Below are 14,737 nucleotides of genomic sequence, written 5' to 3'. Positions count from 1 at the left end.
TTTTACGTTTATTCAAGAAATAGAAAATGAGCTTAGAATGGATTTATCCTAAGCTCACTTTATGAAAAATATTAATCCGCATATTCTCTATTTTCTGTATCAATTGACCACCCAATGATAGTCGCACAATCTCTTCCCTTCCATTCAAGCACATTCGCTAATGCAGGTTCAATCTGAAGAGAATCTCCTTTATGCAGTACTTCAAGTAAAGATTGATCATCATCAAACGTTTGCTTATCACACTCTAACACACCGTCTGTCGCCAAAACAATATGATTCATTCCCTTCTCTAATCCACGAACCCCAGAAGTGAAGCAGGGCGAATTAGCAGCAAAAACATTTTTCCTTCCAATATATTCATAAAATTTACGTTTATTTAATCTCCCTTTTCCATTCTGTAATTGTTCCGAATGAAATAAATAAGCAAAGCACTCTCCTACTGATAACCAATATAAAAATTCACCTTTTCGTAAACAAATTAAGCACGCGAGTTCTTCATTCTCTTGTTCACATTTCTCAATAAATAACTCATCTGTAAATAACGCTAATAAATACATATGTGTATGATGAAACGCAAGATGAACTGGATATGAGAATAATTCTTGTAATTTCTCTTTTCTTTCAGAAATTGCTTCTATTATATAATGTATATTTTTCGTTTTATGATGAGCATCAAAGATCATAACAAATTCAAATTCTAATTGCGGATCCCACCAAGCTAGTACTGCATCTCCTCTTTCATACGCATCACTCTCTTGATTCCCGCCATATACACCAACTGAAAGAGGACCACATTTTTCAACATGTATTTGGTCTAAATACATCTTTTCATGACTAATCCATTTAAATGTATTCACTTCTATCATCCTCTCTCTTGCTATTTGTATGCCTTTACATTAAGAGTACCGTATATTTCAAGAAAAATAAACTTTTTCAATAATTTTTATGCAAATAAAGGAATTTACTTCTTGTAAAACGAATATATCGTATTGTAAGATATAAATAAAAAACGGAGGAATATTATCATTATGAAGAACATCAATCAAAATTGGGAAACCATTTATTATCATTTACGGTATGAATATGAAGATAATCTTTCTCACCAAGCCATTCGGATTCTTCAAATCATTTCCCGAGAAACGGAGACTACAATTGGTAAAGTTGCATCTGAATTAGGCTTATCTCATAATACAGCATCAGAGCATGTGAAACGCCTTATTCAAAAAAGATTCGTTATAAAGGAGCGAAATAAACAAGATGAACGAGTCGTTAATCTAACATTGACTACAGAAGGTAAGGAAGCGTTAACGAAACATACATTATTAGATGAAGAAAAATTAAAAATATTAGAATCTCAATTTTCAAAAGAAGAACAGCAATTAATCGAAAAGGCTTTTTCATTACTAGCAAAGGAGTCAAAATATGCATTTCCTCGTTAAAGTAATCGTTTCCGCCCTCATCATCGGTGGTGTAACTGAGTTTGCCAAACATTATAGTACAATTGGTGGTTTTATCGCTGCCCTTCCACTTATCAGTTTGCTTAGCTTGTTTTGGCTTTCATTTGAAGGTGGGAGCAAACAAGATTTAAGTCAATTTACTTTAGGAGTATTATACGGCTTTCCTGCATCAGCACTTCTATTATTTTTTGTTTATATTGGATTAAAAAATTCTTTTTCACTCAGTACCTCTGTACTATTCGGTGTAGGCATTTGGTGTATCGTATTTGCTTTTCAAAAAACATTTCAATCTTAGTGGAGGCTATTACCATGAATCGTTTTGTAAAAGTACGTGGAAAGAAAATAGAAGTTTGCACAATGGGAAATGGCTCTCAGACCGTTGTAATTCAAACAGGGATGGGATGTTCCTTTTATGATTGGTTCCAAATTGCAGAGAAACTTTCTTCAAATTATACCGTAGTTCTATTTCATCGCCCTGGTTATGGGAAAAGTGAACTTGGTAACGAACCACGTACAACACTACAAGCAACAAAAGAATTACAGGAACTATTACATATGTTAGCTATTCGACAACCCATAATTTTAGTTGGTCATTCTTATGGAGGGTTATGTGCGCAACATTTTGCTATGGTACACCCCAATCAGTTAAAAGCTTTGATTCTTGTTGATTCTACTTCTGTAAACTTACATCGATTAGATGAACTGGATTTACCTACCTCTGGTCAAACCGATTCGGATGATATATGGCTACAAAAATATAGGGATTATTCCAATATGAATGCAGAAGCACTTCGTGCAGAACTAGACTCTACATTAAATCAATACAGTCACTTGTCACCATATAAACAAAAACAATACGTGAAATTCCTTACATCACCTTTCTTATATAAGGCTACTACTTCTGAACTTTCAGAGTGGAAATCTTGTGCACATAGAATAAAACAACTTAGAGTCACATTAAAAACACCATTAATCGTCATTGGAAGAGATCCCAATCATTCTATCGGGCAAATGATTCAAGTGGGAATGCCTAATGAAGAAGCTAAAAAGCTTGAAAAAACATGGCAAGAACTTATTCAAGAACAACGTATGCTCTCCCAAAACAGCCGATATATTCTCGCTCAAAATGCTAGTCATGGAATCGAAAGTGATCGCCCTGATATCATAATTCAGGCAATCCATTCCTTCGAAGTAAGTGACGTACATGCCCCTGAAAACAATGAGCATTCTAGAATTAAATAAACATGCAAAAAAGAAAGCAGCCTTCACTGCTTTCTTGCCTTTTCATCTATTCATAATCTTCCTCGTCTTCATCACCATCATAATACGAGTTTCCATTATTCACATATATAGGTCCATTCGCAACATCAACACGAAGTACCCATGCCCAAGGTACAGCTAAGCGTTTATGTAATGCCCGCCAAAACCCTATTGACTTTCTTTCATACTCCTGGAACTCCTGAAGTATATCCTTGTAGGAGGAACCGTCTAGCTGAATATTTGCTTCTAGTAAACGAGAATAGGCATAGTGCTGTAATTCGAGTTCGGCAGCAACTTCCATCTCTTCTGGTGTTGCCATACCAATGATCGTTCCATCAGGTGGCACAATTTCATATACGTTATGAACTTCAATGAGCCCTTCTGGATGATCTACTAACCCCTTCTCTTTCTCAAACATGTAAACAGCCTCCTTTATCATGCATTTTTTTTATGTTACAAAAGCATACTTCTCTAACAAACCCGTTCTTTCCTGCTTTCTCGATAAAATTTTACAAATTATTCACATGATGACTTGTTTCTATATTTTAGTGCGCTCTTCTACTCTTGCAGTAGAAAGTAAACTCTCTTCATTAAAAGTCAATTTATATACATCTGGCATGTCGAGTGTTTTCCAAAAATGATAATCATATGTAGAATCAAAATAATTCATTATTAATACCATAATATTTCCATGGGTACCAACTACAATATTTTTCCCTTTATATTGTTTTAATATATTTTGAATACATGTAACACCACGCTTTTGTGCAATATTATTTGATTCCCCGCCTTTAAACGAGAAGATGGGATTCTCCCACACCTTCATAATTGCTTCCTCAAAATCTTCTACCGGTTCTTTACTTAGTAGTCTCTCACGCAATTCTTCTTCAATTTGTATTGGCAATTGGAATTGGTTTGCAACCCCTTGAACCGTTTGAATCGCTCTTTTGTATGGACTAGAGATTACAACATCAATTTTCTCTTCTTTTAATAACTCTGCCACACTTTGCGCATCATTCCGTCCTTTTTCGGATAATGGACGTTCTCTTTCTTCCGGTGTATATATAGAATGGGCGTGACGGACAAAATATATATGAGTCATGAAAATCCTCCTTTTATTTCCTCTTCTATCCCATTGATTCTATTAGATATAGACCAATTCCTTTCAATATTTTTTGCTGTATAACAAACAAAAGGCACTTCATGAAAAAAGCACCTTTTGTTTACATAATAAAATTATATTGTTATAACTTTTTTCTAAATTCCTCACTCATTACTACAGATCGAATAAAATAATCTAAGTTATTCTTAAGTTTTTGTAATTCCATAGAATCTAAATCATTAGACATAAAGACTATTTCAACCTTGTTTCCTTCTTTATCTGTACCATAAAAACTATTTGTCAATACAAATGGAGTTGAACCTCCTTTTTTACCAGCATGTTCATATATACTATCTCCAACAGTCCCATTAAAAATCTTCTCAATCTCATCTTGCATTGGCTTTGGAAAAGCAGTTCTATTATTGATTTTCCCTATTAGACTCATGTAGTCTTTTGCAGTTGCCCTTACTAGCCTATCAGACCAAATACGTTGAAATTCCATGTCAACTTTTAATGGTATATTGTGTTTTTTCCATTCCGCTTCATCTTTCATCCATTCATGTATTTTCAAAGCATGCTTTCTATATTCATCCATAGACATTTTACGTAACACTTCTAATGATTGATCTTTAGGTACATTCAGTTCTTTTTCTACATACCCTCTCATATATAAGGGGGATGTATATGGATAGAATGCATCATGGCTATTTAGCTCTAATTCTTTTAAGCTATTATTTATTCTTTCGAGTCCTAATTTTTCTAATAAATAGGTTGTATTTGCATTAGAACTAAAGTGAATCATACCTCGGGCTACTTCTTCTAAAGAAAGCTTTTCATTTTTTATTGCATTTCTTATTTTTGCATCCTCTAACCATGCCGGATGCGCTCCAGCATCTGTGTCTGGTACGTAGTATTTTTCTAAATCTTGTAATGGAATTTGCTCCTGTGGATTTATCTTTTCTTCTGAAACTTGTTTTGCAAATTCCACTGCTACTACTATTTTTGCCATACTTGCTAACGGTAGTTTTTTATTCTCATTCACAGTAGCTAAAATTTCACCATTTCTTCTAATCATTAATGAACATGTTTGCTCATTCTTATGCTCTTTTATGTAATCTAGCACATAGTTTGGATCTTCTTTTGAATAGTAATATTCCATAATCGCTAAAATCGCTATGATGATTGCTATAATAATAAAAATACTCCATCCTATAACCTTTAACACCTTCACTATATTGCTCCCCCTAACAAAATACCTTTTATCAATATATTCATTATATCAAATATATAAGGGGGGGTTTATGTAAAAAATCCAGTATTTTGCTAGAAACACACAAATGAAATAGCCCTCACTCAAGAACAAGGGCTACTCTATCTCACACGAAGTCACCTCTCCGTTTAATACAACCACTATATCAGACCGCTGTTCATCCGTAAAACGCTTTAAATTAGGTGGTCCAATCACAACAGATTCTTTAATAGGTGCAAGATCCTTAGCTAAATGTTCAGCATTAACACCGTAAGCGACTTGGAATACTTCTGGTGGGGTCATTCTAAGGACATCTGAACCCTCAGCTGTTTCAAATTGATCATTATTGAAGAAGAGATGTAAATGGGCTTCTTCTGATACAGCCGTAATCCAGTGCCACCAACCCATTGGAATAAATACCGTTTGCCCAGCTTTCGCTCGATAATTTTGCAGTTGATTCGTTTCTGGATTTAAAATAGAAGTAATTGCTTCTCCAGAAACGATGACATCTAATTCCCAAGCGTTTGGATGCCAATGTGGTTCCCTCATATGACCTTTCGTCATAAAAAGATCGACAAACGCTCCTCCAATCATTGCTGGTAATTGTGTTGAAGTCACTTCATAAGCAATATTTTTATCATCTCGTTTAAAAAATATATTTTCCCGTGAGTCAAAGAAAAGATTTGGTGTCCCAGAACTTTTCTTTAAGTTTTTATTATCTGGAACATATCCTGAATTAGCCATTCGATCCCTCTTTTCTATTCCCAACATTTCATACTTAACATTGTATCGTATGGAAGAAATCAAACTGATGTGCCTATCTACTATCGTTTTTACATAACAAAAAAACATGCTCCACAATGCTAGCATGTTTTGTGATATCCTTCACATTGTTTAACTAAAAAATAAACCTCTTTACTTACCATGATGTAACATTAAATCGCCAAGTTCTTCTTCAATATGATTTAACTTTGCAATCCCTTCTTTCCATTTGTGGATATAACGTGAAACTCCAAAAACAAATAAAGCAATAATAGTAGAAAGAATAATACCATATACGATAGCTACTGTACTCATAAGTTACACTTCCTTGTAATAGGTTATACATTTATTATATTCCTTTTTTTGATGAAATAGTGGAAATTCAAGTTATTGTAACAAAATTGATTTTTCTAATTATACAAAAAAACACCCTAATAGGAGCAACCCTAAAAACATTAAGATTCCTCCTATATTTAAATATTACTCCACACCAACAGAAACTGTTTCTGGCAATGTACTTCCACCATCAATTACAATGTGTGTTCCTGTTATGTAACTTGATTCGTCAGATGCAAGGAATCCAGCTAATTGTCCTACTTCTTCAATTTTCCCTAAACGTCCTAACGGAACACCTGAAGCGATTCCATCAATAACACTATTCGGTTCATTTGGATCAGACTCATTTGCAATTTGCTCTGCCATTGGCGTCATAATATAGCCTGGACAAATCGCATTTACCGTAATATGATGCTTGGCTACTTCACGTGCTAACGCTTTTGTAAATCCCCAAATAGCGGCCTTGATTGTCGCATAAGCTGTTTCTCCTTCATCTGCAACTAGCGTTCCTGTTACAGAAGACATGTTCACGATTTTTCCATAGTTTTTCTCAATCATATATGGCAAGACTGCTTTAGAGAAGTTCCACACACCGTTAATATTTACTTGAAATTGAAAATCACGCATTTCATCTGACATCTCTAAAAAGTTAGCAAGACGAATAACTCCTGCGTTATTCACTAATATATCAATCTTCCCATATTTTTCGTATACATCTTTTGCTATTTCTTTTACAGCTGCAAAGTCAGTTACATCTACTTCGTAACTAGCTGCTTCTAACCCCTTACTAACAATTTCTTTTGCTGTTTCATGAACCTTTTCTGAAATATCAACAAGTAATACTTTCGCTCCTAATTCAGCAAATACATGGGCAATTCCAGCACCATTCCCCATTGCAGCACCGGTAACAAAAGCAACTTTTTCATCTAATTTTCTCATTTCATAGCCCCCTTATGATTTGTAGAAAACTTTTCCAATAACTTTATCATACCAAATATTTCCTGTGTTTTTTTATTTCTTTCATTTGTTAAAAAATGTTCAAAAAGAAAGGCTGTCATAAAAATGACAGCCTCATACATACCTTTTCAAATACTATTCTATTAGTTTTTCTTCGCTTCTATTTTTTCTTGTGCATTTTCAGCTTTATCCAATACTTCTCCAGCTTTCTTCTGCTTTTCTTTTACTTCATCAATACTATCTACCGCTTTAATTACTTTATCAATTCCTTCTTCGTCCACTTTTTTCTGCTTTGCAATTCTTTCCTTTTCTTTTTCTTCAATGTCTTTTGCCTTTTGAAGCATATTTTCTGCGTTTGACTTTACAGATTTCTCAAGGGATGCATCCTTTTTCGTTTGTAATACTTGGTTCGCGTCATCCTTTGCTTCTAAATATTTACCATCTTTTAACGCCGTTGCACCATGATCCATCAGGCTAGCAACTTCTTTATAGGCTTTTACCTCGTTCGTAGATTTTTCTTTTTCTGCTTTTTCAAACCACATAATTGCGTCACTATATTTCTCATCTTTTAATGCCTGCATACCTGTATCAACTTGGATATCGTAATTACTGCTACATCCAGCCACTATAAACAGTACAAAAAGCATTACAACCATTTTGTATTTCATGTTGTTCTTCTCCCTCTCTCTTGCCATTCAACATGGATTTCTAAATTTAATTTATCATAACTAAAAAACACTTTCAAAAAAGAAAAAACTTCATTTCCTTCAAAATGAAGTTTTCCTAGAAAAACATTGTACATCTATGCTGATACATCCACTTTTTTTTTCACATCCACTTGTTTCATCCCTAATAATACTACAAACAACACTCCAACACCCGAGATAATCATTACGATACTAGTTGGAATCATATCCAATAAAAACCCATACAAAATAATTCCAAGAGGCGTAATTGCTGTAGAAATTGTTTCAATTAACCCAAAAACACGTCCTAAATATTGTGGATCAGTTGTTTTTTGAACATATACTTGAAGAGGAACATTAATGGAAATGCTCGTTATTCCAAAAAGAAGCATGAAAATTATATAGTAAATAAAACTTATCACCCCTGGAATTGTAACTAATAACGGAAACGCAGTACACAAGTACAAACCTGCTAATGTAGATAAACCAATGCGAACCGTGCGAAACAAATTATTCATTTCCTTACGAGCAGATAAAAGAATTGACGCAACTAACATTCCTACGGCCAACATTCCTTCTACAACACCAAGTTGTTGAGATGATAAGCGTAAGTTTTGAACGATAATATACGGAAGTGCAACAAAAAGTGCACTACCAAAGAAGTTAATCCAAATAAAAACTTTTAACATCGTATACATATCATCTCGTCTTTTTACATATAAAAACCCTTCTTTAATACTGGATAAAAAATGAGCTTTCTTCTGTTCTGATTGTACTTTATACAGATCAAATACAATAAAGAACTGTACAATTACCGCTAAAAAAAATGTAATACCATTTAAAAGAAAAAAGAATTTCATTGAAGACAAACCAAACACCATTCCACCAATAATCGGTGCTAAAATAGTCGAAAGTGATGTCGCTGTTTGATTTAAAGAACTAGCTTGTTGAATACGTGTACTGTCAACTAAAGTTGGAATAGAAGCTGTAAAGGAAACAGAGTAAAAACCTGCACATATTGATAACAGTGCTGCAGATACATAGATGAATAGAAGCGAAATACCAAATAAAGTAGAAAATAAAAACATTGTTAACATGATAAGACTACTTAATAGGTCTGCACCAATAACAACCCACCGTCTGTTTATTCGGTCTGCCACAGCCCCTGCAATTGGTCCACATACCATTCTTGGAATTGAGCCACAAATAAGTGTAATTGCAAAACCTACTCCTGATCCTGTTGTTTTTAAAACATATAACCCCATTGCAAACGTATAAATCCCTGCACCTAATAAAGAAGTCATTTTTCCAATCATCATCAAAATGATATTTCTCGTTGCAATTTTGATTCTGGGATCATTTTGACTTATACTTACATCCCCCATTACGTCACTCTCCCCTTAAAAGTTAAATTGTGTTAAATTTATTATATAATCATTCTTCAGATTTTGACAACAAAAAGTTTAATCGTATTTAACTTTTTATGATAAAGGAGCAACAATATGGCTACTCTTGGTGAAAAAATTAAAGCATTACGAAAAGAAAAGCGTCTTACACAAACAGAATTAGCGGGCTCAGAATTAACGAAAAGTATGCTGAGTCAAATTGAAAATGGGAAAGCAACGCCTTCTATGAAGACATTACAATATCTTGCTAGTAAGCTTGAATGTGAGGCGAGTTTTTTACTGGAAGAAGATAATGAAGAAGTGGCAAAACTGCTTCCCAAAATGGAACAAGCTATAAAACATAAGAAGTTTGAAGAAGTATATCATACACTGCTACCTATTGTTCAAAAGGAACTACCGTCCACTTTAAATACAGCTCGTTTATATAAACAATTTATAAGCGCTGCTTTCCATTTAAAAGATTACAACATACATTCTTATATCGAAAAAGCCGTAGCAATTTTTCAAAAATATGCTTTATATCGTGAAAGTACACAAACAAATTTAATGCTTTGTCATGTATTATTTACACGAAAAAAATATGAAGAATGTCTAGATCTTCTTGCATCTATTCAAAAAGAATATGAAACAAAACAATTAGAAATGGACCTTATTATACAAATAGAACTTTTCTTATGTGAAGCAATTGTTTTACTCGCATACGGCAATTATGAAGACTGTGAAAAGGTTAGTTTACAAGCATTGGAATTCTCAAAAAAACATCAAGTATATTATAAAACGGATGAATTATATCGAATTCTTTCTTATCAAAAGGTATTAGTAGCTGATAAAGATAAATATTTACACTATATAAATAAATCAGAGCAATTTGCTATTTTTACAGAAGATACCATATCTATTGCAAATATAGATATATTAAAAGCTTATTACTATAACACAATAATGGATGAGTATCCTTCAGCCTTACACTATCTAAAGCTATTTAGACAAAAACTCCAAAACGAACCGACCTTTATAGAAAGCGGACTTTATTACGTAGAAAAAGGAAAAGCTCTATACGGCCTTAAACAATATGAAGAGGCATTAGAAACATTAAAACAAGCGACAATTCCGGATTACATGCTTCATCCACTGGATCAAGCATGGGTTATAACCGGAGGTGCTTACCGTGCTCTTTGTTATATGGAGCTCAAGAATAAACAAAAAGCGCTTCAAGAAGCAACCGAAGCCTTTCATGCAATACAAGAATTTCCTGATTCGACATTTACTGCGCTTATTAAAGAAACATTACAAATAATACAAAAACTTTAAAGCCACCTCAAAATGGTATATTATTCCTCCTTTTCAGCAAAAATAATAAAGATGGGAGGAATGTAAGAATGAATGTACAACGTGCAAAAGAGCTTTCCGAGTCATCAGAACAAGCGCATGTTAGTTTTCAAGGCATGCCCGTTATGATTCAACATGTTGATGAAAGCAATGAAACCGCCCGCATATATGATGCAACGAATCCAGATCGCGAATTAACAGTTCCAGTTAATAGCCTAGAAGAAATATAAGAAACTCCACTTCAGTTTTATTTGAAGTGGGGTTTTTCTTGTATGCCGTATGATTTGTCTTTCCAAATATTTTTATCATCACTGCACGAATAACGTAAATTTCTATTTTTTCAACAGTTCTCCCAATACGGTCCGTGATATTTCTCAAAACATTTTTATACTCAAAAGACATACTATTCAATCTTTATGATATGATACAATCCATAAGTATATTTGGAGGGATACGATGAGGGATACAAAGCAAAGTAACGGACCTTATTATGCAGTTATATTCACTTCCCAGCTTTCACAAGACACGACTGATTATGGCGATGTCGCTGAAGAAATGGAAAAACTCGCTAAAGGGCAACCTGGCTTTATAAACGTTGACAGCGTACGGGATGCATCTGGTCTCGGTATTACAATTTCATATTGGGAGTCACTTGAAGCAATTAAACAATGGAGAGAAAATGCAGCACATACTATAGCAAGACAAAGAGGTCGTGAACAATGGTATGAAAGCTTTCATATGAAAATATGTGTTGTAGAAAGAGAATATAATTTTCAGAGGAAAGGTTTATAATCAATGAAGAACAAAGTAGCTTTGATTGTTGTTCACGAAATATACGGCATAAATCAGCATATACAGGATGTCATATCCAGGTTTTCTTCACCACAGATAGATATCTTCTGCCCAAGTCTTTTACAGCTAGATGCTCCTTTTCATTATAATGATGAACAAAAAGCTTACTCCCATTTTATGCAAAACGTTGGATTTCAACATGGAAAAGAAAAAATTGAAGAAATGATTATACAGTTTTCAAAAAATTACCCATATATTGGACTCATAGGTTTTAGCATTGGCGCAACCATCTCTTGGCTATGCAGTAACAATCCAAAAGTTAATTTTATTATTGGCTGCTATGGCTCTCGCATACGAGACTACTCTTATATTATTCCTACATGTCCTACTCTTTTAATTTTTCCAGAAACAGAATTGAACTGTTCCATTTCTTCTCTTATTACGACATTGCAAAGACAAGACAACTCATTTCTACATATACAACAGTTCCCAGGAAATCATGGATTTCTGGATCCTTATACTACAAACTATAACGAACAATCTACAAAACAAGCATATGAAATGATTGATTCATTTCTTCTAAAAACTATAACGAAACAAATGTATTAAAGGAGTTTTGCTATGTCATTTACATTACTTTTACTTGCTTTCGTTATTCTAATCATTCTCATAACGTTAGCTTTCATTTTTACAACTCTTAAAAATCGTAAATATTTAAACCGTCCTTATCGACATTCCTTTATCGTTATGACCTTATTTCTTGGACATTGGATTTTAGTTTTGACTAGTTTTTATACATTACTCCCTGATTATATTAGCGATTTTATTTTTCTACCAATCTGGTATTTTCTTTGTATTTTAGGATTTATGGTTTTCATAAAAGAATGGAAAAATAATCGAATTATTTCTGTATCCGTCGGTGCTTTCTCTTTTATCAGTCTACTCTTCGGCATACTATTACAAGGAATTGCTAAAATGTAAGTTTGTTTTATAGGAGCTGATTTTTAAGAATCAGCTCCTTTTTCTACACGTAAATAGGAAGCATTTCGCAAACGATCGTTCCATCCATACAGGAATGAATAGATATAGTGCATAGGCTATAGCCATCCAAATTGCAAAAGATAGAACTTGTTGTGATGAAAGCGTCGAAAAAATACTAGAGGAAGAATAAAGAATGAAAGTATCTAAAAACAACCCTATCCCGGTGCCGAAAATCCCCCACCTAACTTCTTTACTTTTTCTGAATTTTGAGACGGGGTCTTACTGCCCGTTAACGCGGGATAAATAAAAAGAGGAAGAAAAGCCTAAAATCAACTTCTCTTCCCTCTATTTTTTTTATGAGATTGTATTGTCATGGAATCACAAGGTGTGTAGTAAATTTGTGGAGTTGCTTTATTAACAAGCATTGTAAAAGTAAGCAGACCAATGATGAAGAAGATAAAAACTATAAACAAAATAGCACCTATCGTTAAAAGAATCATAACACCACCCCTATTTCATTCATGATATTACACTCTTCGATATACTATGAAAGAAATCCTTGTTATATAAACAAACGTAACAAAATAATCACAATCACCCCAGTTAACACTGTTCCTAACAGGCTACGTGTATAAACAGCAACAAAGAATGTCGGAATTGCTGCAATTATATAATCCCATTGCATCGTTTTATTCATAAAGAGCACTTCAGCAAGGAGCGCCGCCAATATAGCAATTGGTATATAACTTAACCATTTTAATCCCCAATCTGGAATTTGTATTTTACTAAATACAATGAGCGGTAATAGGCGCGGAATTAAAGTAACCAGACCTGCTCCAATTAAGAGTAATAACACATCGATTCTTACTTCCATCTTTCAATCACCACCCCTATTGTCGCTGCCGTAAGTGTTGCAATTATAACTGCTACGCTTGCCGGAACGAAAAAATGTATGCTATATGCGATTATAATTGCCACAATCGCAACACTGAGATGAATGACTAATTTTGGATGACTACTCATTAACTGCAGGACAAATAATCCAATAAACATAGCTGGTAAAGCATAATCCATACCATACGTATGAGGGTTTGGTATCCACTCACCAAAAATACCACCGATGACATTCGCAATGATCCAGTTTAAATATGCTGTCACATTTAAACCAAGCATCCATCTCTCGCTTAGATACTTCTTTTTTGAAGCTTGCTGAACCGCAAGACCAAATGTTTCATCTGTAATTTGCGAGCCAATTATCATATTTTTCAAGAAAGGAACCTTCATTAAATACGGGGCAAGCGCAGCACTCATTAACAGATGACGTAGATTGACAAAAAATACGGTGAAAATAATTGCAGAAGTAGGTGCTCCAGCGGCAAACATACCAGCGAGTATAAATTGTGAGGAACCAGCATAAATCAAAGTAGACATTAATGCTATTTCTGCTAACGAAAACCCTGCTGTTTTTTCAATTACACCAGCTGCGATACCAATACTTAAATACCCTAGTACAGTTGGTAAACAATCTTTCACTCCTTGTTGAAATGTTTCATTCCCGTGCATTGTCATCTGTACTTCAGCCCTTGCCATCACTCTTCCCCCTTCGTTTCTTGCATCAAGCGTTTACCCGTTACAACGTGAACTAAATCTGCATTACCACGCCATAATGCATCTAATTTATCAGGACCAAATTCCTGTGTAATTTCTTCAACCATAATGTCATGACGAATATATTCTGTTGCGACAAGCACTAATGCTGGATCATATGTTGTAACAGCCCATGATGTACTATGTTCTGAAAAATTGGCAATAAGCACCTCTTTTCCATCTCGTGCAACAATTGTTAAATGCCCCCCCATCCGCTCTTTCACAACATCTGGAGTCATATAATTATGATGAAATGTTGTTCCTATTTTTGTTTGAGGTGCCCCAAAAAGTATCGAAAAAACAAGTACACCTTCTTGTTCCTTTTTGTGAATAAGAGGCTCCAGCTCGCTCACTTGCTGTTCCCATACAGAAATCCATAACTCTTCTTCTGCACGCTCAATAATGTTACTTATTTCCTTTAAAATTCGTTCATCCGTACGAATATGAGAGATTACATCTACTTGACGCTCCTGCTCTAAACAATTTAACTTCTGATCAAGGAAATCAAATGACTTTTCAAAATCTTGTCGCATTCGATTCATTAACTCACTTGCCGATACTGGAACGTACTTAACTGGTTCTGATGGTACTAAATGCACTGCGCCTTTATCCATCAATTTCCCAAGTACCTCATAAATCATGGAACGCGGTACACCCGTTTGTTTACTAATTTCATATCCTGTCGCAGGATAATGTTTTAATAAACCGATGTATGCTTTACATTCATATTGTGAAAACCCTAACTTTTGCAATTCTTTCATGACTTCATCCAC

Annotated in this window: 21 protein-coding genes and 1 pseudogene; 8 read left to right on the top strand and 14 right to left on the bottom strand. The window is 34.3% G+C overall.

Going from position 1 to position 14,737, the window contains the following annotated elements; genetic code table 11:
- Positions 1–71: 71 nt before the first annotated feature.
- A complete protein-coding gene (locus JDS96_RS12405) occupies positions 72–866 on the bottom strand; it encodes a PP2C family serine/threonine-protein phosphatase (RefSeq protein WP_018764361.1) in 795 nt (264 codons plus the stop codon).
- Between the two features lie 162 nt (positions 867–1,028).
- Between JDS96_RS12405 and JDS96_RS12400 the strand changes: the two genes are divergently transcribed.
- Genes JDS96_RS12400 through JDS96_RS12390 form a run of 3 tightly spaced genes read left to right on the top strand, consistent with a single transcriptional unit; the run spans position 1,029 to position 2,699 of the window.
- Positions 1,029–1,439, top strand: coding sequence for a MarR family winged helix-turn-helix transcriptional regulator (locus tag JDS96_RS12400; protein WP_003196588.1), 411 nt, complete (start codon positions 1,029–1,031; stop codon positions 1,437–1,439).
- Complete coding sequence (locus JDS96_RS12395) at positions 1,423–1,752, top strand: DUF3147 family protein (RefSeq protein ID WP_199667009.1); 330 nt, start codon at positions 1,423–1,425, stop codon at positions 1,750–1,752. The genes JDS96_RS12400 and JDS96_RS12395 overlap by 17 nt, the downstream gene beginning before the upstream one ends.
- 14 nt (positions 1,753–1,766) lie before the next feature.
- Positions 1,767–2,699 (top strand): alpha/beta hydrolase, encoded by a 933-nt coding sequence (locus tag JDS96_RS12390; RefSeq protein WP_199667008.1) that lies wholly within the window; start codon positions 1,767–1,769, stop codon positions 2,697–2,699.
- Between the two features lie 46 nt (positions 2,700–2,745).
- On the opposite strand, the gene JDS96_RS12385 is transcribed toward JDS96_RS12390, so the two are convergent.
- The 8 genes from JDS96_RS12385 to JDS96_RS12350 all read right to left on the bottom strand — a co-directional run bounded on the left by JDS96_RS12385 (position 2,746) and on the right by JDS96_RS12350 (position 9,194).
- Positions 2,746–3,135 carry a hypothetical protein gene (locus tag JDS96_RS12385; protein WP_041488385.1) on the bottom strand — a complete coding sequence of 130 codons (390 nt, stop codon included), beginning with the start codon at positions 3,133–3,135 and terminating at the stop codon, positions 2,746–2,748.
- A 120-nt stretch (positions 3,136–3,255) separates the two neighbouring features.
- Positions 3,256–3,819, bottom strand: a complete 564-nt coding sequence (locus tag JDS96_RS12380; protein WP_003196580.1) for a histidine phosphatase family protein — start codon at positions 3,817–3,819, stop codon at positions 3,256–3,258.
- A gap of 142 nt (positions 3,820–3,961) precedes the next feature.
- Complete coding sequence (locus JDS96_RS12375) at positions 3,962–5,050, bottom strand: serine hydrolase (RefSeq protein WP_003196578.1); 1,089 nt, start codon at positions 5,048–5,050, stop codon at positions 3,962–3,964.
- A gap of 135 nt (positions 5,051–5,185) precedes the next feature.
- Positions 5,186–5,812, bottom strand: coding sequence for a cupin domain-containing protein (locus JDS96_RS12370; protein WP_003196576.1), 627 nt, complete (start codon positions 5,810–5,812; stop codon positions 5,186–5,188).
- A 171-nt stretch (positions 5,813–5,983) separates the two neighbouring features.
- Positions 5,984–6,145, bottom strand: coding sequence for a hypothetical protein (locus JDS96_RS12365; RefSeq protein WP_003196574.1), 162 nt, complete (start codon positions 6,143–6,145; stop codon positions 5,984–5,986).
- A gap of 165 nt (positions 6,146–6,310) precedes the next feature.
- On the bottom strand, positions 6,311–7,105 hold the full coding sequence (gene ucpA / locus JDS96_RS12360) for an SDR family oxidoreductase UcpA (RefSeq protein WP_199667007.1): 795 nt from the start codon (positions 7,103–7,105) through the stop codon (positions 6,311–6,313).
- Positions 7,106–7,266: 161 nt separating this feature from the next.
- Entirely contained in the window at positions 7,267–7,791 is a 525-nt protein-coding gene (locus JDS96_RS12355) for a hypothetical protein (RefSeq protein WP_199667006.1), read from the bottom strand.
- A 134-nt stretch (positions 7,792–7,925) separates the two neighbouring features.
- A complete protein-coding gene (locus tag JDS96_RS12350; protein WP_199667005.1) occupies positions 7,926–9,194 on the bottom strand; it encodes an MFS transporter in 1,269 nt (422 codons plus the stop codon).
- 117 nt (positions 9,195–9,311) lie between these two features.
- Between JDS96_RS12350 and JDS96_RS12345 the strand changes: the two genes are divergently transcribed.
- The 5 genes from JDS96_RS12345 (at position 9,312) to JDS96_RS12325 (ending at position 12,317) form a co-directional block, all read left to right on the top strand.
- On the top strand, positions 9,312–10,526 hold the full coding sequence (locus JDS96_RS12345) for a helix-turn-helix domain-containing protein (protein ID WP_199667004.1): 1,215 nt from the start codon (positions 9,312–9,314) through the stop codon (positions 10,524–10,526).
- A gap of 68 nt (positions 10,527–10,594) precedes the next feature.
- Positions 10,595–10,774, top strand: coding sequence for an H-type small acid-soluble spore protein (locus JDS96_RS12340; RefSeq protein ID WP_006094378.1), 180 nt, complete (start codon positions 10,595–10,597; stop codon positions 10,772–10,774).
- Positions 10,775–11,000: 226 nt separating this feature from the next.
- On the top strand, positions 11,001–11,336 hold the full coding sequence (locus JDS96_RS12335; RefSeq protein ID WP_018764351.1) for an antibiotic biosynthesis monooxygenase family protein: 336 nt from the start codon (positions 11,001–11,003) through the stop codon (positions 11,334–11,336).
- Positions 11,337–11,339: 3 nt separating this feature from the next.
- The gene (locus tag JDS96_RS12330; protein WP_199667003.1) at positions 11,340–11,945 is read left to right on the top strand and encodes a dienelactone hydrolase family protein; all 606 of its coding nucleotides are present in this window, start codon (positions 11,340–11,342) and stop codon (positions 11,943–11,945) included.
- A gap of 12 nt (positions 11,946–11,957) precedes the next feature.
- A complete protein-coding gene (locus tag JDS96_RS12325; RefSeq protein ID WP_003206656.1) occupies positions 11,958–12,317 on the top strand; it encodes a hypothetical protein in 360 nt (119 codons plus the stop codon).
- A gap of 30 nt (positions 12,318–12,347) precedes the next feature.
- Here JDS96_RS12325 and JDS96_RS32060 read toward each other — a convergent pair.
- From JDS96_RS32060 to JDS96_RS12305, 5 genes and pseudogenes are all read right to left on the bottom strand, one after another.
- A pseudogene (locus JDS96_RS32060) lies at positions 12,348–12,563 on the bottom strand (hypothetical protein); the annotation flags it as partial.
- Positions 12,564–12,646: 83 nt separating this feature from the next.
- Positions 12,647–12,817 carry a DUF3951 domain-containing protein gene (locus tag JDS96_RS12320; protein ID WP_003196553.1) on the bottom strand — a complete coding sequence of 57 codons (171 nt, stop codon included), beginning with the start codon at positions 12,815–12,817 and terminating at the stop codon, positions 12,647–12,649.
- Positions 12,818–12,879: 62 nt separating this feature from the next.
- Positions 12,880–13,191 (bottom strand): AzlD domain-containing protein, encoded by a 312-nt coding sequence (locus JDS96_RS12315; RefSeq protein ID WP_033796026.1) that lies wholly within the window; start codon positions 13,189–13,191, stop codon positions 12,880–12,882.
- Positions 13,182–13,907 (bottom strand): AzlC family ABC transporter permease, encoded by a 726-nt coding sequence (locus JDS96_RS12310; RefSeq protein ID WP_199667002.1) that lies wholly within the window; start codon positions 13,905–13,907, stop codon positions 13,182–13,184. The genes JDS96_RS12315 and JDS96_RS12310 overlap by 10 nt, the downstream gene beginning before the upstream one ends.
- Positions 13,907–14,737 carry a TrmB family transcriptional regulator gene (locus tag JDS96_RS12305; protein ID WP_199667001.1) on the bottom strand — a complete coding sequence of 277 codons (831 nt, stop codon included), beginning with the start codon at positions 14,735–14,737 and terminating at the stop codon, positions 13,907–13,909. The genes JDS96_RS12310 and JDS96_RS12305 overlap by 1 nt, the downstream gene beginning before the upstream one ends.

Source organism: Bacillus cereus group sp. N21 (assembly GCF_016483395.1).
Taxonomy (GTDB): Bacteria; Bacillota; Bacilli; order Bacillales; family Bacillaceae_G; genus Bacillus_A; species Bacillus_A pseudomycoides.
The sequence above is the reverse complement of the archived record's forward strand: the minus strand, read 5'-3'. Positions and strand labels throughout refer to the sequence as shown.